Raw genomic sequence first — 21833 nt, forward strand, 5'->3', positions numbered from 1 at the left:
TGCGACCCTGATGGCGCGATCAGGCGGCCTGCCACCACGGGGCAGGCCGTTCACGCTCCCAGTGCAGCTCCGATTCCAGTTGTGCGGCAACCGAAATCAGTAGCGGCTCGGTAGATGCTGTGCCCATCAGTTGTGCGCCGACCGGTAGGCCCGCCTCGGTGAATCCGGCGGGGACATTCACACTCGGCCAGCCGAGTACGTTCCACGGCCAGGTGTAGGGGCAGGCGGCGGTGATGAGGTTGTTGGTGGCGTGGACGCCGATGCCGTCGATGTCCTCGGCGCGTGGGGGAGGGGTTGCGGTGGTGGGGGCCAGGACCAGGTCGTAGTCGTGGAAGAAGTTGCCGATGCGCTTGTGCAGCAAGGGTTCTGCTCGGCGGGCCGCGAACAGGGCGGGGCCGTCGAGGAGCCTGCCGAAGCGGGTGTTGGCGATCGTGCGCGGATCTACCTGAGCGCCAGGCATCTTCTGGTGCACCGCGCGGATACCGGCCATCGATCGTGGCAGGAATGACGCGCCGATCATGAGGCCGTAGTGCAGATCCGCGATGGTTACCGTGTGGCCCAGCTTGCGCAGGGTGTCGCCGATGCGGCGCACCGCCGCGGCGACCTCGGGGTCCAGTGCGGTCCTTGTCGCGGTGAACGGCGTACGTAGCGAGAGCGCGATGCGCAGTCGGCCAGGATCACGGCCGACGGCATCGCGGGCGGAAATCGTTGCGGGAGTGTGTAAATCGCCTTGATGCGGTCCAGCGGCCACGTCGAGCAGCAGGGCGGCGTCGGCGACCGTCCGGGCCAGTAGGCCGTTGACTGTGAGTCCGTAGAACGCCTCAGCGTGCGGCCAAGTGGAGATCCGGCCGCGCTGCGGTTTGATGCCGACGAGATTGGTCCAGGACGCGGGGATGCGGACGGAACCCGCACCGTCGGAACCCAGTGCGGCGGGCACCAATCCGGCCGCGACCGCCGTCGACGAGCCGCCGGAGGAGCCGCCCGGTGTGCGGTCGGCGGACCACGGGTTGCGAGTGTGCCCGAAGGCGGCCGCGCTGGTGAACGGCAACTGCCCGAGCTCGCAGGTGTTGGTCTTGCCGACGATCACCGCGCCCGCCGCGCGTAACCGCCGAACCGACTCGGCGTCTTCGGTTTTCGGCGCGAAGTCGCCACCGCAGCCGAATGCTGTTGGCTCACCGGCGATATCGGTGTCGTCCTTCACCGCGATCGGCACACCGAGCAGCGGTAGCCGTTCGCCTGCCGCGAGGCGCCGGTCGGCGTCGGCTGCCTCAGCGAGCGCCCGTTCGCGGCGCACGATCCGGAACGCGTTGAGCGTCGACTGCGACGCGTCGATGCGGTCGAGGGCGGCGCCGACGGCGGCGACGGAGCTGATCGTGCCCTGGGCGATGGCGGCGGCGTGCTCCGCCAATCCGAGGTTGCCGGTCTGCACCTCGGATGTTTGCCGAGTGGGGTCCGTCATTGTGAGCTCCGTCTCGTCGTGCTTTCGGAAGACGGTATCGCGGACCTGGACAAGTGACTAGTTCGCCTCCGGCTTTTGCGCCCGCCGAACCCTCGCGTGATCGATTTCCGCCGCTCAACCGGCCGAACTATGGACATACATACCGAATGTATGTAAGGCTGGCCACACCGCGACGCACTGGAGGAACGATGGGAATCAGCACCGAACTCGGCCGCACACACGAGGTGGACCTGCCCTGCGGCCGCATCCGCTACCACGACACGGGGGAGGGTCCGCCGGTCGTTTTCGTGCACGGTCTGCTCGTCAACGCGGACCTGTGGCGCAAGGTCGTCCCCGGCATCGCCGCCGCGGGTTACCGCTGCCTGACCCCGGATTGGCCGCTGGGTGCGCACCAGATCCCGGTGCCGGACGCGAACCTGACCCTGCCCGGCCTCGCCGACCTCATCGCGTCCTTCCTCGAACGACTGGAGCTGACCGACGTCACCGTGGTCGCCAACGACACCGGCGGTGCCCTCACCCAGGTCCTGATGACCCGCCATCCGGCCAGGATCGGCCGCGTGGTGCTGGCCGCGGTCGACAGCTATGAAGCGCTCATGCCACCGCCGTTCAACGTGTTCACCTGGCTGGCCAGGATCCCGGGCTCGATGCGCCTGGTGACCGAGGTGGCGCGGATTCGGGCGCTGCACTCGACGCCACTGGTGTTCGGCTTGGTCGCCAAGAAGCCGGTGCCGCCGGAGATCGCCGACTCGTATCTAGCGGGCAGCCGCGCGTCCGGCGCCGTGCGGAAGAACCTGCGGCTGTTCCTGAAGAACGCGAAGAGCCGCCACACGCTGGAGGCCGCGACCCATTTCGGGGAGGTCCAGTTTCCGGTGTTGGTGGTGTGGGCTAGCGAGGACAAGATCTTCCCGATGTCGTATGCCGAACGGCTGATCAAGGATCTGCCGCACGCGACGTTGAAGGTCATCGACGACTCGTACACCTTCATCTCGGAAGACCAGCCCGAGTTGCTCACGGAGTCGATCCTGGAGTTCACTCGGCTGCATGCCACGCCGTAGCCAGGAGGACCGCTCCCGCACCACCAGGGCCGCGCTCGAACAGGCCGGACGTCGGCTGTTCACCGAGCGCGGCTTCGCGGCTACCTCGGCCGAGGAGCTCGTCACCGAGGCCGGGGTCACCCGGGGCGCGCTGCAGCACCACTACGGCGACAAGCGCGGCCTGTTCCTCGAGGTCTTGGAACAGATCGAGGTCGAATCCACCGTGGAGATCGAAACAGCCATCGCCGCAGTCGATCCCGACGATTTGATGGCCGGAATGGCAGTCGGGCTCAGCGTCTTTCTGGAGATCTGCCAGCGCCCCGCGATGCTGCGGATCGCCCTTACCGACGCGCCCGCCGTGATGGGCTGGCAGGCCTGGCGCGAATTCGAAAGACGGCACGGCCTCGGCATGATCACCGCGTTGCTGGAACGCGCGCAGGCCGCGGGCCTGATCGCCGAGGGTCCCATTCAGATGCTCGCGCAGCTCTTGCTCAGCTCGATCACCGAGTCGGCGTTGATCGTCGCCCACGCCGCCGATCCGGACAGTGCCCGCGCCGAAGCGCAGCAAGCGGTGCTGCTGCTGATCTCCGGCATCGTGCGGACCTGAATCAGCTCGAGCGCAATGGTCGTGCCTGCTCGTGCGGGCACCCAGAATCGGCGAGATGAAGCTCGTAGCGATAGGTGTCGGCCTCGCGGTCGGCTTCGGTCTGGCCGGAATGGCACAGGCGCAGCCGCTCACCCCCGATTACGCACAGGCCCCGAACGGCATCGACGCGACCGACGGTCCGTCCCTCACGCCCGCGATCTCGCCGATCCAGGTGCCGACGACGGAGGTGCAGCACGATACCGACGCGACGACCATCGTCGCGCACCCCTACCTCGCGCCATGGGTGCACAACCTGATCCCGATCGCGCCGAATACCGCGGTCGAGGTGCAGGGCGCGGCACGCATCACCGTGCCCGGCGCGGCCGACGGCCGGGCGCTGGTGATCAACCCGAACGGTCACTGCCTGTTCGACGGGGCAGGCGCCGACCCGGCTGACCTCGGCGCGACCGCGTTGACCCCGATACGCGTCGACACCCCGGTCTTCCAGCTCGTCATCGAACCGAAGCTGTACCGCTGACCTACTCCACGAATTGCAGCTCCACCTGCGGTAATTCGACCATCACCCGGGCGCACACGGCGCGATGCCAGGTGGCCGGATAACGCGTGTCCGGCTCGTGCCGGGCGTAGTCGTCGTTGGTCCGATACGTGTGCAGGCGCGCGGAGATCTCACCCGCGCCGATGGCGTCGACCATCGCCTCGACCACCTGCTCGGTCTCGTCGGCGATCTCGGCGAGCTCGCGGGCCGCGGCGTCCGGAATCTGGAAGGCCCCCCGTTCCCAACGTTCCACGGTGCGCTCGGCCACGGCGAAGAGCCGGGCGCACCAGGGCACCGGCAAACCGAGTAGTTCACGAGTGGCCCGGAAACCTGCGGCGGTTCCGGTACCAAGTAGGTCGTCCAAATCCGAAAACCCCTCCCCAGCAGTACGGTAGAGAAAAAGGATAGGTCAGCGCGCCGACCGGCATGGTCGATTCGTCGGGGAAGTGACCGAGGTGGTGCCGCGCCTGCCGGGGGCTGTCGGGTCTTCGTGGGAGGATGAGGCGTGCGTTTGTATCGGGATGTGGCGGTGGTGGTACGCCAGCACAAGCTGGGCGAGGCGGACCGCATCGTCACGTTGCTGACGCGCCAGCACGGCCTGGTGCGCGCGGTGGCCAAGGGGGTGCGCCGCACCAAGTCGAGGTTCGGGGCCAGGCTGGAGCCGTTCGCCTACATCGACGTGCAGCTGCATCCGGGACGCACGCTGGACGTGGTCACCCAGGTGCACACGGTGGAGGCGTTCGCCTCCGACATCATCGACGACTACGGCCGCTACACCACGGCCTGCGCGGTGCTGGAAACCGCCGAACGACTGGCCGGTGAGGAGCGCGCGCCCGCGCCGCGGCTGCACGCGCTCACCGCGAGCGCGTTGCGCGCCATCGCCGCCAAACAGCGACCGCACGAGCTGATCCTGGACGCATTCCTGTTGCGCGCCATGGGTTTCGCGGGCTGGGCGCCCGCGCTGGACGAATGCGCCAAGTGCGCGACACCGGGCCCGCATCGGGCGTTCCATGTCGCGGCCGGGGGTGCGGTGTGCGTGCACTGCCGTCCGCCCGGTTCGGCGACACCGGCGCCCGGTGTGCTCGATCTGCTGGTCGCGCTGCTGCGCGGCGAGTGGGAGTACGTCGAGACGGTGCCCGACGGGGTGCGCAGGCAGGCCAGCGGCCTGGTGGCCGCGCATCTGCAATGGCATCTGGAACGGCAGCTGCGCACATTGCCGCTGATCGAGCGGTCGAGCCCGGTGCGCGCCCCCGCCTGATCCCCGGGGTCGGTGGAGACCTTCACAGGGCCTCCACAACCATCAGGCAGGATAGGGGCCGTGATCCTCCGCCGAGACTCCTCCACCGCGACCAAGTCGGGCGCAACCCGCACCGTTCGGCCGCCCTCGCAGCATCCCTCGGGCGCTCGTCCGCCGGAAATCCCGGCCGTGCTGGTACCCAACCATGTCGCACTGGTGATGGACGGCAACGGCCGGTGGGCGCAGGAACGCGGACTGGCGCGCACCGCGGGCCACGAACGCGGCGAGGCCGTGCTGATGGACACCGTCGAGGGCTGCATCGAGATCGGCGTGAAGTGGCTGTCGGCCTACGCCTTCTCCACCGAGAACTGGCGGCGCAGTCCGGAGGAGGTGCGCTTCCTCATGGGCTTCAACCGCGACGTGATCCGGCGCCGCCGCGACGAGATGAACGAGATGGGCGTGCGGGTGCGCTGGGCCGGTCGGCGGCCGCGGTTGTGGCGCAGCGTGATCAACGAGCTCGAGGTCGCCGAGGCGCTGACCAAGGACAACACGGTGATGACCCTCACCATGTGCGTCAACTACGGCGGCCGCGCCGAAATCGCCGATGCGGCAAGGGAAATCGCGCGGCGGGTGGCGGCGGGCGAGATCGACCCGGAGAAGGTCACCGAGGCGACGGTGGCGAAGTACCTGGACGAGCCGGACATGCCGGACGTGGACCTGTTCCTGCGCCCCTCCGGCGAATTCCGCAGCTCGAACTTCCTCATCTGGCAGTCCGCCTACGCCGAATTCGTCTACCAGGACACCCTGTTTCCCGATTTCGACCGGCGCAACCTGTGGCAGGCCTGCCTCGAGTACGCTTCGCGTGACCGCCGGTTCGGCGGCGCCAAATGAACGGTGGCACGGACATGGAATCAACGGTGAGTCCGGAACACGAACTGCAGGCGCGAGCCGGCGCCTGCCTGTCGATCTACGACATCGACGTGCGCGTCGACCCCGAGGGCTCGATCGGCTTCGAATACGAGGGCTCGCTGTGCTCGTTGCGCGCGGTGCGGCTGGCGCCCGGGCTCGACGTGCTGACGCTGACCTGCGTGCTGGCCTGGGATCGGCCGGTCAAGGCACAGCTGCACAAGCGGGTCGCCGAGCGGAACAACGAGCTGCAGTTCGGCTCGCTCACCGTGATCGTGCGCGAGAAGCTCGCCGACGTCATCCTGCGCTACACCTTTCCGGCCGCCGGGCTCGACGATCAGGCGCTGGCCACCATGCTGGTGCTCGTGCTCTCCGGGGCGGGGCGCGCCCGTCAGGGTTTGCTGCTGCCTTGACCGCCTGATTCGCACCCTTTGTACGGAAAGAGTGCAGCCATGACAACTGTCATGGCAGACACGTGACATGCGTGCGGGGTATTCGGGGCGCTGATGCGCGAACGTTTAACCCATGACATCAGCACTGACGACCGCGGCCGTCTTCGCCGCGGCTGGCGGTTCGGGGAAGCGGGGCTCGGCGGCCCACCGGGCGACGCCCGCGATCGAGCTGCACGATCTGCGTAAGAGCTTCGCGGTGCCCGGCGGCGGCGCGGTGCAGGCTGTCGACGGACTGGACCTGGTCATCGAACCGGGCGAGATCGTCGCGTTCCTCGGGCCCAACGGCGCGGGCAAGACCACCACTCTCGACATGGTGCTCGGCTTGGCGAAGCCGGACTCGGGCACCGTCGAGGTGTTCGGCGGTGCGCCGACGGAAGCGCTTGCGGTAGGCCGGATTTCGGCGGTGCTGCAATCCGGCGGGCTGCTGCCCGATCTCACCGTCGGCGAAACCGTGCGGCTGGTGGCCACGCTGTACGCGACGGCGCGTCCGGTCGATGAGGTGCTGGCCAGGGCGGGCATCGCCGACATCGCCGGGCGGATGGTCGGCAAATGCTCCGGCGGACAACGTCAGCGGCTGCGGTTCGCGCTCGCGCTGCTACCGAATCCCGACCTCATCGTGCTCGACGAGCCCACCACCGGCATGGATGTCGAAGGGCGACGGGACTTCTGGAACGCGATGCGGGAGGACTCCCAGCGCGGCCGCACCGTCCTGTTCGCCACCCACTACCTGGACGAGGCCGACGCGTACGCCGATCGGATCGTGCTGGTCCGGGCGGGTCGGGTGGTCGCGGACGGTAGTGCCGCCGAGATCAAGAACCTGGCCTCGGGCCGCGCGGTCAGCGCCACCCTGGCCGGTGCCGTGCCGACCGAGCTGATCGCGATGCCCGGCGTCGACGAGGTCGAGGTGCGTGGCGAGCGAATCGTCGTGCACACCAAGGACTCCGACGCGGTAGCCCGCTTCCTGCTCACCGAGACCGGCGCGACCGATCTCGAAATCACCTCGCACAACCTCGAATCCGCGTTCCTGGCGCTCACCACCGGAGACAACTGACATGACAACCCTTGCTCCGCAGGCCGCTACCCAGCACCGGCCCACCCCGCTCGGCGGCTTCAGCACCGGATTCCTGCGCCTGGAACTGCGCCGGATGCTGCGCAACCGCCGCACGATGATCTTCACGCTGGTCATCCCGCCGCTGTTCTTCGTCATCTTCGGCCTGCAATCCGATTTCCGGACACAGTCTTTCGGCTCCGGCAATGTGACCGGCTACGTCATGGTGTCGATGGCCGTCTACGGCGCGATGCTGGCCAACACCAGCGGCGGCGCCATGGTGGCGATCGAACGCGCACAGGGCTGGAGTCGCCAATTGCGGCTCACCCCACTGCATCCGGTCGCCTACATCGCCACCAAGGTCACCGTCGCGATGGTGCTCGGGCTGGTCTCGGTCAGCGCGGTCTTCGTGGTCGGCGCGGTACTCGGCGCGCACCTGACGCCGGTCGCGTGGGTGAGCTGCTTCCTGCTCGCCTGGATCACGTCGGTGGTCTTCGCGGCCTTCGGGCTGTTCGTCGGCTACCTGCTGCCGTCGGAGAACGTGATGCAGCTGCTCGGGCCGGTGCTCGCGGTGCTGTCGTTCGCGGGTGGGCTGTTCATTCCGCTGCACGGGTGGTTCGGGACGGTGTCGAAGGTGTTCCCGACCAACGGTGTCGCCACGCTGTCGCGGATACCGTTCGGCGACACCAGCGCGGGATCGATCGTGCTCGCGCTGCTCAACGTGGTCGTGTGGGCCGCGGTGTTCGTCGGGGGCTCGACCATGCTGTTCCGTCGTGATACGTCGCGCTGAGTTGTGCGCTGTGCCGCGTCTCGGCCGTCTCCGTGGGGTGAATGGCTGTGGCGCGGCTCATTTCGTCATTCTGGGCTCGCGCTGGGATCGAGTGTTCGGGTCGAAGTCTCGTGTCGGTGTACGACGGGATGACGATAAGGCGGTGCCGTCGCAGCAGGTCTGCTGGCGGGGCGGCGTCGGTGGGTCGGCACGAGCCGAGGCGGGTTCGGTAGCGTCACTCCTCGTGATCGACCGAGGCGCGCGGGCGCTGGCTCGCGACCCGTGGCATGCCGGGGGTATGGCATGGGTGTGACGTCGTGGTTCGCGTCGCTACGCGGCGGTGGAGTTCTGGGCTTCATCGACCGGGTGGTCAGCGACGGCGACGCGGTGAACAGCCGGCGGCGTGGCTGGATCGGCGCGCTGATGTCGTCGTTGTGGATGTCCTACATGATCGCGCCAGTGGTGCAGGCCTGGTCGGACGGTGAGCGGCTGCGGGTGGTCCTCGCGGTAGTGACGTTGCTCGGGTACGCGACGCTCGTCCTGTGTACCTTCATCATTTTCCGGCGTCGCGGCCCGGCCGAATCGGTGGAAGACCGGCCGGCCGATCCACGGCTATGGCCGTTTCTCGCCGCCATGGCCGCGTGCACGGCGGCGCTGACCGCGTTGCTCGGTCCCGTTGCCCTGCCCACCGCGATCTTCGTCGCAGTGGCGGCGATCTTCCATCTGCCGGCCCGGGAGTCCGGCTATGTGGTACTGCTCGTCGTGCTCGTGCTGCTGTTCCTGCCGCTAGCCATCCCGAGCATGTCCGGTCTGCCGTTCTACCTGGCCTTCGTCCCCACGATCATCTGGGTGGCCAGGCAGTTGGGTCTGCGTGGCGAGCGACTCGCGGAGCTGGCCCGGCGGCAGCAAGCCGAGCTCGACATCGTAGAGGAACGCAACCGGGTGGCGCGCGACGTGCACGACATCCTCGGCCACTCGCTGACCGTGATCACGGTGAAAACCGAACTCGCGCAACGGCTCATCGATGTGGATCTGACCCGGGCACGGACCGAGCTGGCCGATATCGAGCGGCTCGCGCGGGAGGCGCTGGCCGGGGTGCGCGATACCGTCGGCGGGTTGCGTGAGGTTTCGTTGCGCGGCGAACTCGCCAATGCGCGAACGGCCTTGGTCGCCGCGGACATCGCCGCGGACCTGCCGGAGGATGGGCAACTCCCGGATACCCCGCACAGCCAGCTATTCGGCTGGGTGCTGCGCGAGGCGATCACCAACGTGATCCGGCACAGCGCTGCCCGGCACTGCACGGTGCACGTCACGGCCACCAGCATCGAGGTGGCCGATGACGGTCGCGGCTTCGGCGTGAGCCAGGCGTCCGGCTCGGGGCTCACCGGCCTGCGCGAGCGCGTCCGCGCCGTCGGCGGCACGCTGACGGTGTCCGCGCCGAAAGAAGGGGGCGTGCGTGTCCGTGCGACCGTGCCGGCCTGATCCAGCCGCACACGCACCGTCTTCCCGCAGACGAAATCGCATGCGATTCGGTCTGCGGGGGATCAATGGGTGTGCGTGTTCCATGGTGGCGCTGCCACCAAGTCGAAACAGGAAGTGGGACAGATGATCCGGCTGTTGCTCGCCGATGATCAGGCGCTGGTGCGGGGCGCGCTCGCGGCGTTGTTGGGGCTGGAATCCGACCTGGAGGTGGTCGGCGAGGTCGGTCGCGGCGACGAGGTGGTCGATGCCGTCGCGCGCACGAATCCCGATGTGGTGCTGCTCGATGTGGAAATGCCTGGACTGGACGGTATCTCGGTCGCCGCGCAGCTGCACGCCGCACATCCGGCCGTACGCGTCCTGATGGTGACCACCTTCGGCCGACCCGGCTACCTACGCCGCGCGATCGACGCGGGCGCCAGCGGTTTTGTCGTAAAGGACACTCCCGCAAGGGAACTGGCCGACGCAGTCCGCAGAGTCCAGATGGGCCTGCGCGTAGTCGACCCCGCCCTCGCCGCCGAAACTCTCACTGCCGGAACGTCGCCGCTGACCGAACGCGAACGCGAGGTCCTGTCCGCCGCCGCCGACGGTGCGACCGCGGGCGCGATCGCCAAGAAACTGCACCTCTCCGAGGGCACCGTCCGGAACCACTTGTCCGCCGCCATCGGTAAGACGGGTACCTCCACCCGCGCCGAAGCTGTCCGCGCCGCCGAACGCCTCGGTTGGCTTTGATCTGCCCCAAGCGTGTCCCTGCGGTCTGCGGCTGACCGCCGACAGTCGCATCGATTCTGCGCCAAGCGATTACGGCAGCGCGGTACACGGCGGTGTGCGGCTGACTGCGGACTGTCGCATCGATTCTGCGCCAAGCGATTACGGCTGCGCGGTACACGCGAGGTTGGCGTCGACGGCGCGTTCGAATGGGCCGTCGAGGAGCACACAGGACTTACACAACAGATCCCCAGGGGTGTCCCACCCTTCGCTCGTACGGTCGGGGGCTCAGGTCGGGACACTTACACATAAGGCGCAGTCATGGCGGAAGCGGAGAACACCGGGGAAAGTGCCCCGGTGCAGAGTACGAACCCAATAGCAGCGGCACCCGAGCCGCCGTCGCGGCTGGCGGCGCGCTGGCGCGGATCACGGCCGTTGCGGATCGCGAGCGCGGTGCTGGTGGCGGTGGTGATCGGCGGTGTCGGATTCGGCGCCGGGCTGGCCGTCGGCGGTGGCGATGGCAACCACCACGGCGGGCATCAGATGGCTGCCGCCCATCGTTTCGGGCGGGATGACGGACCGGGGATGCACCGGTCCGAGCGCGGCGACCGGCCAGGGCATGGCGACCGTCAGGGGCGTGCGGACAGCCCCGGCGACAACGGCTCGGCTCCGGCAGCACCGGTACCGCCAACCACCACACCGACACCGAGTCCGACGCACTGATCGCAGGCAGGGCCGCCGCCACACGAACGGCGGCGGCCCTGCCGACCGACAGCGGGATCTTCTATGCGCTAAGTGATTACGGCGTCACGATGCACGCGGGCCCGGCGTTGATGCCGGTTCCGACGGTCACCGAGGTGAGGAAGTAGGTCTCGCCCGAGATGTACTCGGCGGCCCAGATCTTGTGCTCGCCCTTCTTGGCGGGCGTCCAGGTGGTGCTCGCCTTTCCGGACGCATCCGCAACTGGTCCGACCGGCTTCAACGTATCCGTGGTCCGGAGTCCGTCGACCTCGTCGAGGAAGACCACCGCGACGCCCGGTCGCGCGGTCGCGGTGACCGTGTAGGAGCAGCCGGTGCCGAACGAACCACCCGAGCTACCGAAACTCAGTCCGGGCGCGACATCGATGCGGGTGACCGCGGCCCCAGCGGTGGGCGCGGCGAGTGCGAGCGCGGCGGTCAGCGCGCCGAGTGTGGTCACCGCGGCGGCGATCCTTTTCGAAACTGTCACAGCAGATTTCCCTTTCGACAACTGATGTGTCCCACAAGGGACACGTCCCGACACTTACACAGGCGATGCCCGTGATCAATGGCCAGCTCTACGAGGCATACCGAGCTGGTACCAAACGGCTCGTCCTCGGCGTGTGGTGAGCAATCGTCGGCGGTTCGCTGATAGTCATCTAAGAATCCGGCAAACGCGACACTTTTCCTCCGGTCTGGTGCGTTGAGACTGGTGAGAAGGCCGACCCGGCCACCACAAAGGAGTTCGGAATGAGCCTCATCGGGACCGTGCTCGGTTACGCGCTGACGGTGTTCATCGTGTTGCTAATCGCGCGGATGGTGTTCGACTGGATGTTGGCGCTCGGCAACAGCCCGAGCTGGGCCAACCGTCCCCGCGAGCTGGCGCACGCCGCGACCGAGCCGGTGATCGCGCCGGTCCGGCGGGTACTCCAGCCGATCCGCGCGGGCGGATTGTCGATCGACCTCGCATTCACCGTGGTCTTCATCGTCGCGCTGGTCCTGCGCGGAATCGCGTTCAGCCTCTAGCTCACGCCCCGGCCGTGGCGCGCGGTGGGTCAGGCGGCGGGTCCGTAGGGGAGTAGTGTGCGGACACCGAGAGCCAATGTCTCGGGCTCGAGATCGCCGATTATCAAGTGCTGCAACATGAATCCGGGGATCACACCCATGATGGCGGTGGCCACCGCGTGCACGTCGGCGTCGGCGGGCAGCCAGCCCGCGTCGCGCATGCGCTCGGTGTATTCGTACCAGCAGGCACGGATGGCGAGGATCGCCTCCTTGACGTACTCGGCCGCTTCGGGCTGCACGAGGGCCAGCGCCCACGCCTGCGGGGCCAGTCGCGACGGGCCGTCGGGTCCGCTGTTGGCGACCATGTGCTCGGCCAGCGCGGCGACGAAGCGGTCCGGCGTCGGCAGCGGATCGGCGCGGATCAGCTCGTTCATCAGCGCGCGCAGCGCGACCGACGTCTGGGCGGCCAGTGCCGCGATGAGCTCGTTCTTGCTCTTGAAATAGCGGTAGACGGCGCCTGCGGACAGCCCTGATTCGGCGAAGACGTCCTGCATGGAGGTTTCGTGGAAGCCTTTGCGCGCGAAGCACAGGCGGGCGGCGTCGAGGATCTGCTGCCTGCGGCGTTCCAGGTGTTCTTCGCTGACTCTGGGCATGCCTACAAAGTAAAACGCAGGCATCGCCATCGCCGCCCTGACCATGCTGCTCGTCGGCAACCCGTTCTCCGCCGCGACTTCCGCGCCAGAACTGCTCCCGCAGCCGTGGGGCGCGATCGGCCAACCCCCACTCCGGCGAGGGTCCCTGTCGCCGCCAGCTGAACAGTCCGAGCTGCACACCCATTGGGTAAGCCGCACACCCGCTATACGGAGTGTGCGGCTTACCCAATAGGGTGTGCGCTTGTGTCGGTGCCGGTCGAGCGTGTGCTGGAGGTCGAAAGGTGTGCGGCCTGTGGCTATTTCGGTCCGACGAGGATCAGTTGACGGTGAACGCGAGGGTTGGTGCGGTGGCCGCGCCCTCTTCCTTCTGGCTGTTGTAGGTCAGGACGTAGTTGCCGGTCGCGGGGGCGGCGACCACGAACACGACGTAGTTCTTCGCGTTGTCGATGGTCTGGCCCGCGCCGAGCAGTTCGTTGATGGTGCCGCGGTCGTCGGCGACCAGGTTCTGGCCGTCCGGTGTCTTCAGTGAGAAGTACTCGGTGAAGATGTTGCTGCCGCCCGCGGCGACCCCGGACCCACCAATGATCTTGATGTGCAAGGCGATTTCGTTCTTGCCGTGCTCGTTCTTGGTGTAGCTCGGGCTGAGCTTGCCCGCGGTCACCTGGATCGTGGTCTGGTCCTGCGTCAGCGTGCCGGTGACGGGGAACGCCTTCGGTTGCACGCTCTCCACCTTGCCCGCGGCGCTGAGCGGGATCTTGGTCTGGTTGTCCGCGGCCTGCCCGTACACCACGGTCATCGTGTCGATCAGGTGCTCGGCGTCCTTGGCGGACTTGACCGGCGTGGTCACCTTGCCGGTGGCCGAACCGCCACCGGGCACCGTCGGGTTGTCCCAGCTTGCGCCGCCGTCGACCTCGTTGCCGACCAGCAGTGAGGTGTTGTTGCTCATCGTCTTGTTGTCGAGAGTGGTGTTCTTGTAGGTGATGTCGATCAGCACCTTGGCGCCGCCGAATTCGTCGGGCACCACGGTGGCCTTGTTGACGGTGATGTCGAAGCCCTCGTACCAGCCGGTCTTGCCGACCGTCCGCACGGTGGACTGGCTCGCGTTGTTGCTGCCCGGCGACCCGTTGGCAACCACGCTGGTCGCCGGTGTCGCGGAAACCGGTGTGGCCGCGCCGTCCTTGTCATTGCACGCCGTCAGGACCAGCGCGGCGGCGCTGATCAGCGCGGCGGCTCCTGCGGCGGTGCGGATTCGGCGACTACGCGCCGGAACTACGGATGAAATCAGGGTCGTGCGCACGCTGAGCCTCCCGGAAGATGTGCAAACCCCAGATCGCGACACCCGGGTCGGCCGGGCGTTCGTGGGTTCGCGTTGAAATCTGCACGGGAAGGCGCGGTGTTAACCAGGGCTCGGTCCGCTGAGTGAACCGAAGCGTGGACTACACCGTTGTCCGGCCGTCGCCATTGCCTGCCGACGCGCAGGACTGGCAGGTGCCGAACACCTCCATGGTGTGGCTGACCTCGGTGAAGCCGTGCTCGCGCGCGATGGCGCCGGCCCAGGCCTCCACCGTCGGCCCCTCCACCTCGACCGTGCGCCCACAGTGCCGGCAGACCAGATGGTGATGGTGCCCGGTGGAGCACTGCCGGTAGACGGACTCACCCGAGTCGGTGCGCAGCACGTCGACCATGCCCGCGTCGGCCAGCGACTGCAGGGTGCGGTAGACGGTCGTCAGGCCGATGCCCTCGCCGCGTTTGCGCAACTCGTCGTGTAACTCCTGTGCGGAGCGGAACTCTTCGATGTCACCGAGCAGCGCCGCGATGGCACTGCGCTGTCTGGTGCTGCGGATGCCGACCGCTTTCTGCGGAACGACACTGTTCTCTGGCACGAATTACCCTTCCTCGGCGTGCGCGACGGCGTCGACCACGATATGCGCGAGATGGTCGTCGACGAGTTCGTAGAGCACCTCGCGACCGGACCGCTCGCCGTGGACGACGCCCGCGGACTTGAGGATGCGCAGATGCTGGCTGACCAGCGGTTGGGTGACCCCGAGCGCGTCGACCAGCTCGTGCACACAGCGCGGCGACTCGCGCAGCTGCAGCACAATGGCGATGCGGACCGGTGCGGCCAGGGCGCGCAGCAGCTCGCCCGCGTCCTCCAGAACGGTCCGCGCCGGTACCGGCGCGGGGGCCGGCGAGCGGTACGGGTTGTGCGGATGGGCGGTGGCGGTCTCGGCGGTCATGGCACCAACTCCTTATTGGAAAGCGATCCCATTTTGATATGCACAGTTGCGCATGTCAAACGGGCGCGCCGGGGAGTAGGCATTTTCCGCGAAGCGCCGGAGGTTGCCCGTGCGGTGGAAAGTTTGTTGGGCAGGGCCGATAGTCTGTCTTCGTATCGTTGCGTACTCGCAAAACAATGGCCTGAACGCACAATCCGACTCGTAGTGGATGGAGAATTCTCGAGTGGCACCCAAGTCGAAGGTGGACACCGTTGCCAACCTCGCCAAGCGCCGGGGTCTGGTGTACCCGAGCGGTGAGATCTACGGAGGCACCAAGTCGGCCTGGGACTACGGTCCGCTGGGCGTCGAGCTCAAGGAGAACATCAAGCGGCAGTGGTGGCGGTCGATGGTCACCAGCCGCGAGGACATCGTCGGCCTCGATTCGTCGGTGATTCTGCCGCGCCAGGTGTGGGTGGCTTCGGGCCATGTCGGTGTGTTCAACGATCCGCTGGTGGAGTGCCTGAACTGTCACCACCGCTTCCGGCAGGACCACCTGCAGGAGGCGTACGCGCTCAAGCACAAGATCGACGACCCGGACACCGTCTCGATGGAGCTGATCGCCTGCACCAGCTGCGGCACCGTCGGCAAGTGGACCGAGCCGCGCGACTTCAACATGATGCTCAAGACCTACCTCGGCCCGATCGAGTCCGAGGAGGGCATGCACTACCTGCGGCCCGAGACCGCCCAGGGCATCTTCGTCAACTTCGCCAACGTGATGACCACCGCGCGTAAGAAGCCGCCGTTCGGCATCGCGCAGATCGGCAAGAGCTTCCGCAACGAGATCACCCCCGGCAACTTCATCTTCCGCACCCGCGAGTTCGAGCAGATGGAGATGGAGTTCTTCGTCAAGCCCGGCGAGGACGCGGAGTGGCACAAGTACTGGATCGAGACCCGCTTCTCCTGGTACACCGACCTCGGCATCAACCCGGACAACCTGCGGCTCTACGAGCACCCGAAGGAAAAGCTGTCGCACTACTCGGCGGGCACCACCGACATCGAGTACCGCTTCGGCTTCCAGGGCAACGAGTGGGGTGAGCTCGAGGGCGTCGCCAACCGCACCGACTTCGACCTCAAGACGCACTCCGAGCACTCGGGCACCGAGCTCAGCTTCTTCGACCAGACCACCAACGAGCGCTACGTGCCGTACGTGATCGAGCCCGCGGCCGGTCTGACGCGCTCGCTGATGGCGTTCCTGGTCGACGCTTACGCCGAGGACGAGGCGCCGAATGCCAAGGGCGGCGTGGACACTCGCACGGTGCTGCGGCTGGACCGGAGGCTCGCCCCGGTCAAGGCGGCCGTACTTCCGTTGTCGCGCAACGCGGATCTGACGCCGAAGGCGAAAGACCTTGCGGCGCAGCTGCGCCGGAACTGGAACGTGGAGTTCGACGACGCGGGCGCGATCGGCCGCCGCTACCGTCGCCAGGACGAGATCGGCACCCCGTTCTGCATCACCGTCGACTTCGACACCCTCGACGATCAGGCGGTGACCATCCGCGAGCGCGACTCGATGGCGCAGGAGCGGATCGCGCTCGACAAGGTCGAGGGCTACCTGGCCCAGCATCTGCTGGGGTCCTGAGCCTTTCGCGAAACGAAAACGACCCGCGCCGAGTGATCGGTGCGGGTCGTTCGTTGTTCAGCGACGTGGCGGCAGCGGTGGCATGGGCGGCGTCGGCGGACGCTCCGGCTTGGGGCCGTCACCGTTGCCGTGCACGGTGATACCGATCGCCGTCGGGATCAGCAGCGCCATGCCCCACGGCACCGCCACCCAGAACGGCCAGAAGTAGCCCGCGCCGGTGGCCACCCAGATCAACAGGCACAGCATGTTCACGAAGACCCACGGGGTCCACATGATGACGACCCACTGCGGCACCCGCTTCGCCACCGGCGCGCGCGAACCGCGTTGGGCAGGAAGGTCGGCCAGCACCGGCGTCAGTTCGCCGTAGGTCTTGGCGCTGTACACCTGCTGCAGTCGGTCGTCGTACTCGTGCAGCGTCAGCCGCCCCTCGTTCATCGCGAGCCGCAACTGTTCGACGATCTTCTCGCGGTCGGCATCAGACGCCCGCACATTCTCCGCACCCACGGTTGTCAGCGTAAGGGGGTTGCGGGCGATCCGCGCTCCAATTGCGCGCGCCGCTGCCGCTGGCTTCGATCTTGTCCTCGGTGCGGACGTTTTCGGAGGCGAATCCGCGGGAAATAACCGGGCCGAGTGGGCCGTTGACGCTCGATGTGCCGTAACTCACCGATGCGAGGAGCTCAGCATGGCAAAAGCCGTGAAGTTCGATCGATATGGCGGGATCGACGAGTTGAAGGTGGTCGAGGTGCCGACGCCGACCGCCGGGCCTGGGCAGGTGGTCGTCGCGGTGGTCGCGGCAGGCATCAATCCGGGTGAGGCGTATATCCGTAGCGGTGCGTTGCACGAGCGCTGGCCCGCGACGTTTCCGTCGGGGGAGGGGACCGATTTCGCGGGGCGGATCGTCGAGCTCGGGGCGGATGTCGGTGGGATCGAGGTCGGTGCCGAGGTGCTCGGGTTCACCGAGGACCGGTCCAGTCATGCGACGCATGTTGTGGTGCCCGTCGCGCAGGTGACGCCGAAGCCCGCCGGGCTGGACTGGGATGTCGCCGGGGCGTTATATGTCGCGGGGACAACGGCTTTCGCGGCGATCCGGGCGGTGGAGGCCAACGAAGGGGACACGGTCGTCGTGTCCGGTGCCGCAGGGGGTGTCGGTTCCATCGCGGTGCAGCTGTCGCGTGCGCGCGGGGCCGAGGTGATCGGTATCGCCAGTGAAGGCAATCATGACTGGTTGCGGAAGGTCGGTGCGACGCCGGTGGCCTACGGCGACGGGCTGATCGACCGGCTGCGGGCCGCCGCGCCGGATGGGGTGGACGCGTTCATCGACACGTTCGGTGCCGACTATGTGGATATCGCCGTTGAGCTGGGTGTTCCGGTCGAGCGCATCGACACCATCATCAACTTTGCCGCCGTCGAGAAGTACGGTGTGAAGGGCGACGGCAATGCTGCCGCGGGCACCATCGATGTGCTCACCGAGCTGGCCGACCTTGCTGCGGCGGGCACTGTCGAGGTGCCGATCGCCGGTGTGTATCCGCTCGACAAGGTGCAGGACGCGTATCGCGATCTCGAGCAGCGGCATACGCGCGGGAAGATCGTGCTGCGTCCTTGAGTTCCGTGTCTCCTGACTTCCCGCACATGAAATCGTGTGCGGGAAGTCGGAGCGTCCTCAGCGGGGGACGTCCCAGAAGGCTTGCTCGTGGCGCATGCCTTCGAGGAAGAGTTTCTCCGCGCGGTCCGGGTCGGCGCCTGCCTCGTCGATCATCTGCGCGCAGCGGCGGGTGAGGGCGGCGAAGGCAGGGTCGGCGTAGGTGTCGACCCAGCGGCGGTAGCGCGGTTCGGCGGGCGGGTTCTCGGCGAGGCGCGCACCCAGGGTGGAGTAGCCCCACATACAGGGGTACAGGGCGACGAGACCCTCCGCGTAGTTCGCGGCCGAATCGAGCAGGAATCCCGTATATGCCTCGCAGGCAACGCCTTTGGTGACACCGCCGAGATCGGCGCCGAACTCCGCCGCCAATGAGCGATGCAGCGCGAGCTCGTCGTGGTAGGTGGCGTGCGCCAGATCCACCAGGTCACCGAGGTGCGCGGGCGGGGCCTGCCAGGCCAGGCGGCTGAACACGCGGACGTAGTCGAGCAGGAACAGGTAGTCCTGCTCCAGCCAGGATCGGAAGACCGGCTCGGGCAGATCGCCCTTGGCGATGCCCGCCACGGTCGGGTGGTCGAGCTGATGCTCGACCAAAGGGCGGCCGAGTTCTTCCAGATGTGCGGCGAGACTCATGTCGTCCAGTGTTCCGTATTCGTTCATTTGCGCAGTGAGCCGGTGTTGCCGCACGCTTGCGTTGTGTTGCGGGATGAGGACGACGTGGTGCGCGTATTGGCACCGTCGGAACAGCGATTTGTACGGCACGGCACTTACACAGGCCGGTCGGTGTCGGTATCGGGGAAGCTCGATCCGACGGTGTTGAAAGAGGCCTTCGCCGCATTGCAGCTGGCCTTTCCGGTGGTGATCTGCCGCATCGTCGAGGATGCGGCCGGGTCGGGTTATCTACTGCCCCCGGGGAATTCGCGAGTCGAGGCTTCGGTCACCGAGGGTGACGTGGCGGCTGTGGGTTTGCCGGGCATCCCGGTGGACCCGGCGGCGCAGCTGGCGTACCTGGACGCGGTGATGGCCGGTGTCGATCGGTGGCGGGTCACGTTGTTCGCTCATCACAGCATCGCGGACGCCGGGCACTGCGTCGAACTGCTGACACGGTTCTGGGACTTCTACACCGACATCGTCGGACATGAACTGGTAAGTGTTGTGCCGCAGGACTATCCGCAATCGCTGGAGTGGCATGCGGCGCAGCATGGCATTACGGCCAGCCGTGTCTCCGGCTTCGAAGACATGATGCGGCCACTGCCGCCGACGGAAGCGTCTGCCCCCGTTGGCGATCCGGCACCCGGTTCCATCGTCCGGCCCAGGCGTGCTCGGCTGGACTCGGCGGTGACCGAGCGGATCGTCGGACTCGGCCATCATCGGGGTGTCAGCGTCAACGGGTTGGTCACGGCCGCGCTGCTGCGCGCGTACGCGTCCGAAACATCGGATGCCACAAGCGGTCCGGTGTCGTTGAACTGTCTGTATCCGGTGGATATGAGGTCGCGGCTGGACTCGAGGGTGGCGCCCGCCGCGGGCACCAACATGGGTGGGCTCGCGGTGTTCGCCGCCGAGGTCGATCACTCGGCGAGCGTTCTCGAACTGGGCCAACAGATTTCGGAACGACTACGCGACGACCTGGCCGAAGGCATCGTGCAACAGTCGGTGCTGCACTTCCCCGACTTCTTCGGCGCCGGCCGAACTCAGACCTTGGTCGAGCACGTCGCGGTCACCAATACCGGCGCTGTGCCAGCGTTCCGGACGCCCGTCGGTGTCGCGCTCACCGACTACGAGATCGTGTATCTCTCCGCCCACCCCAGGCCCTCGACGGGTGCCTCGGCCGCGGTCACTTTCCTCGTCTACACGTTTCACGGTCAGCTGACCGTCGGGCTGCTCGGCGGTGGCGTCGACGCGGATCGGCTGCTCGCTGCGGTGGGTAAAGAGTTGACCGCGTTGTCCGAGGAGACGATGGAGTTGGCCGCTACTGGTAGCTGACGCGGCTGGGTCGCATGACCAGCACGACGCGACGCGGATGGTCGGCGACCGGGGGCATAGGTGAGTCCGTAGCGGCGGGCGAGCACATCGAAGAAGTCGCCGTTGGGATCAGGCTCGGCCGCCGCCATCACGCCGCGGACCTCGAGATAGCGGTACGGCTGATCCGGGTCGTTGGGGCCGTCGGCCTGCTGGCGCGGGTGAAACCAGCAGGCCGGTGCTTACGTTCGGGCAGAATGCTGGGTGACAGCGGACAATCGGGTTGGAAGCGGGTGTGCCAGCGGTGCTGACAAACGGAGACCGGAGACGCGGCGGCGGGATCGGAGCGGCCGCCGTCGGACTGGCGGCGCTCGGAGTCGGCGAGGCGATCGCGGCGACCAGAGGCGGCTCGCTGATCGACACCCTGGGGCGGGCGGCCATTGATGCCGTGCCGGTGCCGGTCGTCGAGGCCGCCGTCGCAGCGTCCGGTCGGCACGACAAGATCGCCACCCGGTTCGGCATCGGCGCGGGCGTGCTCGCGGCCACCGTCGGGCTCGGTGCCCTGCCTGATCGGTTGCGCATGCCCGTCACGGCGGCGACCGGTGCCGGGGTGGCCGCGTTGGCGACGCGACTGCCGACGCGCTCGATGTCCACCGTCGCCGGTGCGGTCACCGCCGCCGGAGTGCTCGCTGCGGGCTTGCGCAGGCGGCCGCACGGGTTGCTCGGCACGCTGGCCTGGGTGGCGACGGGCGCCGGGATGTTCGCGGCCGCGCACACCTTGCAGCATGATCTGGACCGCAAGCAGGACAACGACATTCGCCGGATCGGCCCGATGGGCGCGCTGGGTGTGGTGCCGCAGGACGGGCTGGAGGACGAGCCAGGGTTGTCGCCATTGGTCACCGCCGCGCACCGAATGTACGTCGCCGACGTCAATCTGCGCCCGCCCCGGATCGATCCGGCCCACTGGCGGCTGTCCGTCACCGGCAAGGTCGCGCACCCGCTGCGGCTGTCGCTGGACGAATTGGCCGAGGACGCAGTGGAATTCGATGCCGTCATGGTGTGCGTGCACAACCATCCCGGCGAAGGCAGGGCGGGCAATGGCCGCTGGTTCGGGGTGCCGCTGGCCGATCTGCTGAAACACGCGATCCCGGAGGTCGGTGCCACCCGCCTGGTCACCAAGGCCGTGGACGGCTACACGATCTCGCTGCCGATCGAGCCGCTGCGTTCCGGCGAATGGCCAGGCTACGTGGTGATCGGCATGAACGGCGAACCACTCACCCCCGCACACGGCTTCCCCGCCCGCGTCTTCGTCCCCGGCCTCTACGGCCAGTACACCGGCTCGAAATGGCTTGGCGAACTGGAACTTACCGACGACAGCCACGTCGACTACTGGGTGCGTCGCGGTTGGCCCGCAGGCCCACTGTGGGTAACACCGCAGGCCCGCATCGATGTAACCGCACCGGGCCGAGCGGCCGCGGGCACCACCACGGTCGCCGGTGTCGCCTGGGCCCCGCCGCACGGCGTCGCCGGGGTGGAAGTCCGCGTAGGCGAAGGCGACTGGCACCCAGCCGATCTCGGCACCGAACTCGGCCCCGCCGCCTGGCGCCGCTGGCGCACCGCCGTGGAACTCCCGCCGGGCGAACACCGAGTGCAAGCCAGAGCCATCAGCCGCTCCGGCGAAGTCCAGGAAGGCCGCCACCGCGCCCCGTTCCCCACCGGCCCATCAGGCTTCCACTCCGTCACCGTCCAGGTCTGA

At 67.7% G+C, this 21833-nt stretch carries 25 protein-coding genes; 16 read left to right on the plus strand and 9 right to left on the minus strand.

The annotated features are described in order from the left end of the window. Nucleotides 1-19: 19 nt before the first annotated feature. Complete coding sequence (locus tag ACQPW1_RS13330; protein ID WP_433663023.1) at nt 20-1459, minus strand: amidase; 1440 nt, start codon at nt 1457-1459, stop codon at nt 20-22. Between the two features lie 188 nt (nt 1460-1647). Between ACQPW1_RS13330 and ACQPW1_RS13335 the strand changes: the two genes are divergently transcribed. Genes ACQPW1_RS13335 through ACQPW1_RS13345 form a run of 3 tightly spaced genes read left to right on the plus strand, consistent with a single transcriptional unit; the run spans nt 1648 to nt 3617 of the window. Continuing rightward, nucleotides 1648-2514 carry an alpha/beta fold hydrolase gene (locus tag ACQPW1_RS13335; protein WP_433663024.1) on the plus strand — a complete coding sequence of 289 codons (867 nt, stop codon included), beginning with the start codon at nt 1648-1650 and terminating at the stop codon, nt 2512-2514. Continuing rightward, nucleotides 2501-3100, plus strand: coding sequence for a TetR/AcrR family transcriptional regulator (locus ACQPW1_RS13340; RefSeq protein WP_433663025.1), 600 nt, complete (start codon nt 2501-2503; stop codon nt 3098-3100). The genes ACQPW1_RS13335 and ACQPW1_RS13340 overlap by 14 nt, the downstream gene beginning before the upstream one ends. A 55-nt stretch (nt 3101-3155) precedes the next feature. Continuing rightward, nucleotides 3156-3617, plus strand: coding sequence for a hypothetical protein (locus tag ACQPW1_RS13345; protein WP_433663026.1), 462 nt, complete (start codon nt 3156-3158; stop codon nt 3615-3617). Nucleotide 3618: 1 nt separating this feature from the next. Here ACQPW1_RS13345 and ACQPW1_RS13350 read toward each other — a convergent pair whose 3' ends face one another. Next, nucleotides 3619-3999 carry a DUF1870 family protein gene (locus ACQPW1_RS13350; RefSeq protein ID WP_433663027.1) on the minus strand — a complete coding sequence of 127 codons (381 nt, stop codon included), beginning with the start codon at nt 3997-3999 and terminating at the stop codon, nt 3619-3621. Between the two features lie 141 nt (nt 4000-4140). Between ACQPW1_RS13350 and recO the strand changes: the two genes are divergently transcribed. The 8 genes from recO to ACQPW1_RS13390 all read left to right on the plus strand — a co-directional run bounded on the left by recO (nt 4141) and on the right by ACQPW1_RS13390 (nt 10957). Next, complete coding sequence (recO, locus tag ACQPW1_RS13355) at nt 4141-4893, plus strand: DNA repair protein RecO (RefSeq protein WP_433663028.1); 753 nt, start codon at nt 4141-4143, stop codon at nt 4891-4893. 51 nt (nt 4894-4944) lie between these two features. Continuing rightward, a complete protein-coding gene (locus tag ACQPW1_RS13360) occupies nt 4945-5763 on the plus strand; it encodes an isoprenyl transferase (RefSeq protein ID WP_433665224.1) in 819 nt (272 codons plus the stop codon). A gap of 14 nt (nt 5764-5777) precedes the next feature. Further along, complete coding sequence (locus ACQPW1_RS13365) at nt 5778-6191, plus strand: YbjN domain-containing protein (RefSeq protein WP_433663029.1); 414 nt, start codon at nt 5778-5780, stop codon at nt 6189-6191. Nucleotides 6192-6303: 112 nt separating this feature from the next. Continuing rightward, nucleotides 6304-7281 carry an ABC transporter ATP-binding protein gene (locus ACQPW1_RS13370; RefSeq protein ID WP_433663030.1) on the plus strand — a complete coding sequence of 326 codons (978 nt, stop codon included), beginning with the start codon at nt 6304-6306 and terminating at the stop codon, nt 7279-7281. Nucleotide 7282: 1 nt separating this feature from the next. Continuing rightward, a complete protein-coding gene (locus tag ACQPW1_RS13375) occupies nt 7283-8068 on the plus strand; it encodes an ABC transporter permease (RefSeq protein ID WP_433663031.1) in 786 nt (261 codons plus the stop codon). A gap of 282 nt (nt 8069-8350) precedes the next feature. Continuing rightward, nucleotides 8351-9529 carry a sensor histidine kinase gene (locus ACQPW1_RS13380; protein ID WP_433663032.1) on the plus strand — a complete coding sequence of 393 codons (1179 nt, stop codon included), beginning with the start codon at nt 8351-8353 and terminating at the stop codon, nt 9527-9529. Nucleotides 9530-9652: 123 nt separating this feature from the next. Beyond that, entirely contained in the window at nt 9653-10258 is a 606-nt protein-coding gene (locus ACQPW1_RS13385) for a response regulator (protein ID WP_433665225.1), read from the plus strand. A 297-nt stretch (nt 10259-10555) separates the two neighbouring features. After that, nucleotides 10556-10957 carry a hypothetical protein gene (locus ACQPW1_RS13390; RefSeq protein ID WP_433663033.1) on the plus strand — a complete coding sequence of 134 codons (402 nt, stop codon included), beginning with the start codon at nt 10556-10558 and terminating at the stop codon, nt 10955-10957. 76 nt (nt 10958-11033) lie between these two features. Here the strand turns inward: ACQPW1_RS13390 and ACQPW1_RS13395 are convergent, their stop codons facing one another. After that, complete coding sequence (locus ACQPW1_RS13395) at nt 11034-11462, minus strand: hypothetical protein (protein ID WP_433663034.1); 429 nt, start codon at nt 11460-11462, stop codon at nt 11034-11036. A gap of 260 nt (nt 11463-11722) precedes the next feature. Between ACQPW1_RS13395 and ACQPW1_RS13400 the strand changes: the two genes are divergently transcribed. After that, the gene (locus tag ACQPW1_RS13400; protein ID WP_433663035.1) at nt 11723-11998 is read left to right on the plus strand and encodes a YggT family protein; all 276 of its coding nucleotides are present in this window, start codon (nt 11723-11725) and stop codon (nt 11996-11998) included. A gap of 29 nt (nt 11999-12027) precedes the next feature. On the opposite strand, the gene ACQPW1_RS13405 is transcribed toward ACQPW1_RS13400, so the two are convergent. The 4 genes from ACQPW1_RS13405 to ACQPW1_RS13420 all read right to left on the minus strand — a co-directional run bounded on the left by ACQPW1_RS13405 (nt 12028) and on the right by ACQPW1_RS13420 (nt 14867). Then, on the minus strand, nt 12028-12630 hold the full coding sequence (locus ACQPW1_RS13405; RefSeq protein ID WP_433663036.1) for a TetR/AcrR family transcriptional regulator: 603 nt from the start codon (nt 12628-12630) through the stop codon (nt 12028-12030). Nucleotides 12631-12946: 316 nt separating this feature from the next. Next, a complete protein-coding gene (locus ACQPW1_RS13410; protein WP_433663037.1) occupies nt 12947-13927 on the minus strand; it encodes a hypothetical protein in 981 nt (326 codons plus the stop codon). Nucleotides 13928-14066: 139 nt separating this feature from the next. Further along, entirely contained in the window at nt 14067-14513 is a 447-nt protein-coding gene (locus tag ACQPW1_RS13415) for a Fur family transcriptional regulator (protein ID WP_433663038.1), read from the minus strand. A 3-nt stretch (nt 14514-14516) separates the two neighbouring features. Next, nucleotides 14517-14867 (minus strand): ArsR/SmtB family transcription factor, encoded by a 351-nt coding sequence (locus ACQPW1_RS13420; protein WP_378680133.1) that lies wholly within the window; start codon nt 14865-14867, stop codon nt 14517-14519. A gap of 223 nt (nt 14868-15090) precedes the next feature. On the opposite strand from ACQPW1_RS13420, the gene ACQPW1_RS13425 reads away from it, so the two are divergent. Further along, nucleotides 15091-16482, plus strand: a complete 1392-nt coding sequence (locus ACQPW1_RS13425; protein WP_396989357.1) for a glycine--tRNA ligase — start codon at nt 15091-15093, stop codon at nt 16480-16482. 57 nt (nt 16483-16539) lie between these two features. On the opposite strand, the gene ACQPW1_RS13430 is transcribed toward ACQPW1_RS13425, so the two are convergent. Continuing rightward, on the minus strand, nt 16540-16986 hold the full coding sequence (locus ACQPW1_RS13430; RefSeq protein WP_433663039.1) for a DUF1707 domain-containing protein: 447 nt from the start codon (nt 16984-16986) through the stop codon (nt 16540-16542). Nucleotides 16987-17164: 178 nt separating this feature from the next. On the opposite strand from ACQPW1_RS13430, the gene ACQPW1_RS13435 reads away from it, so the two are divergent. Next, the gene (locus ACQPW1_RS13435; RefSeq protein ID WP_433663040.1) at nt 17165-18085 is read left to right on the plus strand and encodes an NADP-dependent oxidoreductase; all 921 of its coding nucleotides are present in this window, start codon (nt 17165-17167) and stop codon (nt 18083-18085) included. Nucleotides 18086-18142: 57 nt separating this feature from the next. Here the strand turns inward: ACQPW1_RS13435 and ACQPW1_RS13440 are convergent, their stop codons facing one another. Then, the gene (locus tag ACQPW1_RS13440; RefSeq protein ID WP_433663041.1) at nt 18143-18778 is read right to left on the minus strand and encodes a TenA family protein; all 636 of its coding nucleotides are present in this window, start codon (nt 18776-18778) and stop codon (nt 18143-18145) included. A gap of 36 nt (nt 18779-18814) precedes the next feature. Between ACQPW1_RS13440 and ACQPW1_RS13445 the strand changes: the two genes are divergently transcribed. Both ACQPW1_RS13445 and ACQPW1_RS13450 read left to right on the plus strand, forming a co-directional pair. Next, a complete protein-coding gene (locus tag ACQPW1_RS13445) occupies nt 18815-20101 on the plus strand; it encodes a phthiocerol/phthiodiolone dimycocerosyl transferase family protein (protein ID WP_433663042.1) in 1287 nt (428 codons plus the stop codon). Nucleotides 20102-20381: 280 nt separating this feature from the next. Beyond that, nucleotides 20382-21833, plus strand: coding sequence for a molybdopterin-dependent oxidoreductase (locus tag ACQPW1_RS13450; protein WP_433663043.1), 1452 nt, complete (start codon nt 20382-20384; stop codon nt 21831-21833).

Origin of the sequence: Nocardia sp. CA-128927 (genome assembly GCF_050955855.1) — a bacterium.
GTDB lineage: Bacteria > Actinomycetota > Actinomycetes > Mycobacteriales > Mycobacteriaceae > Nocardia.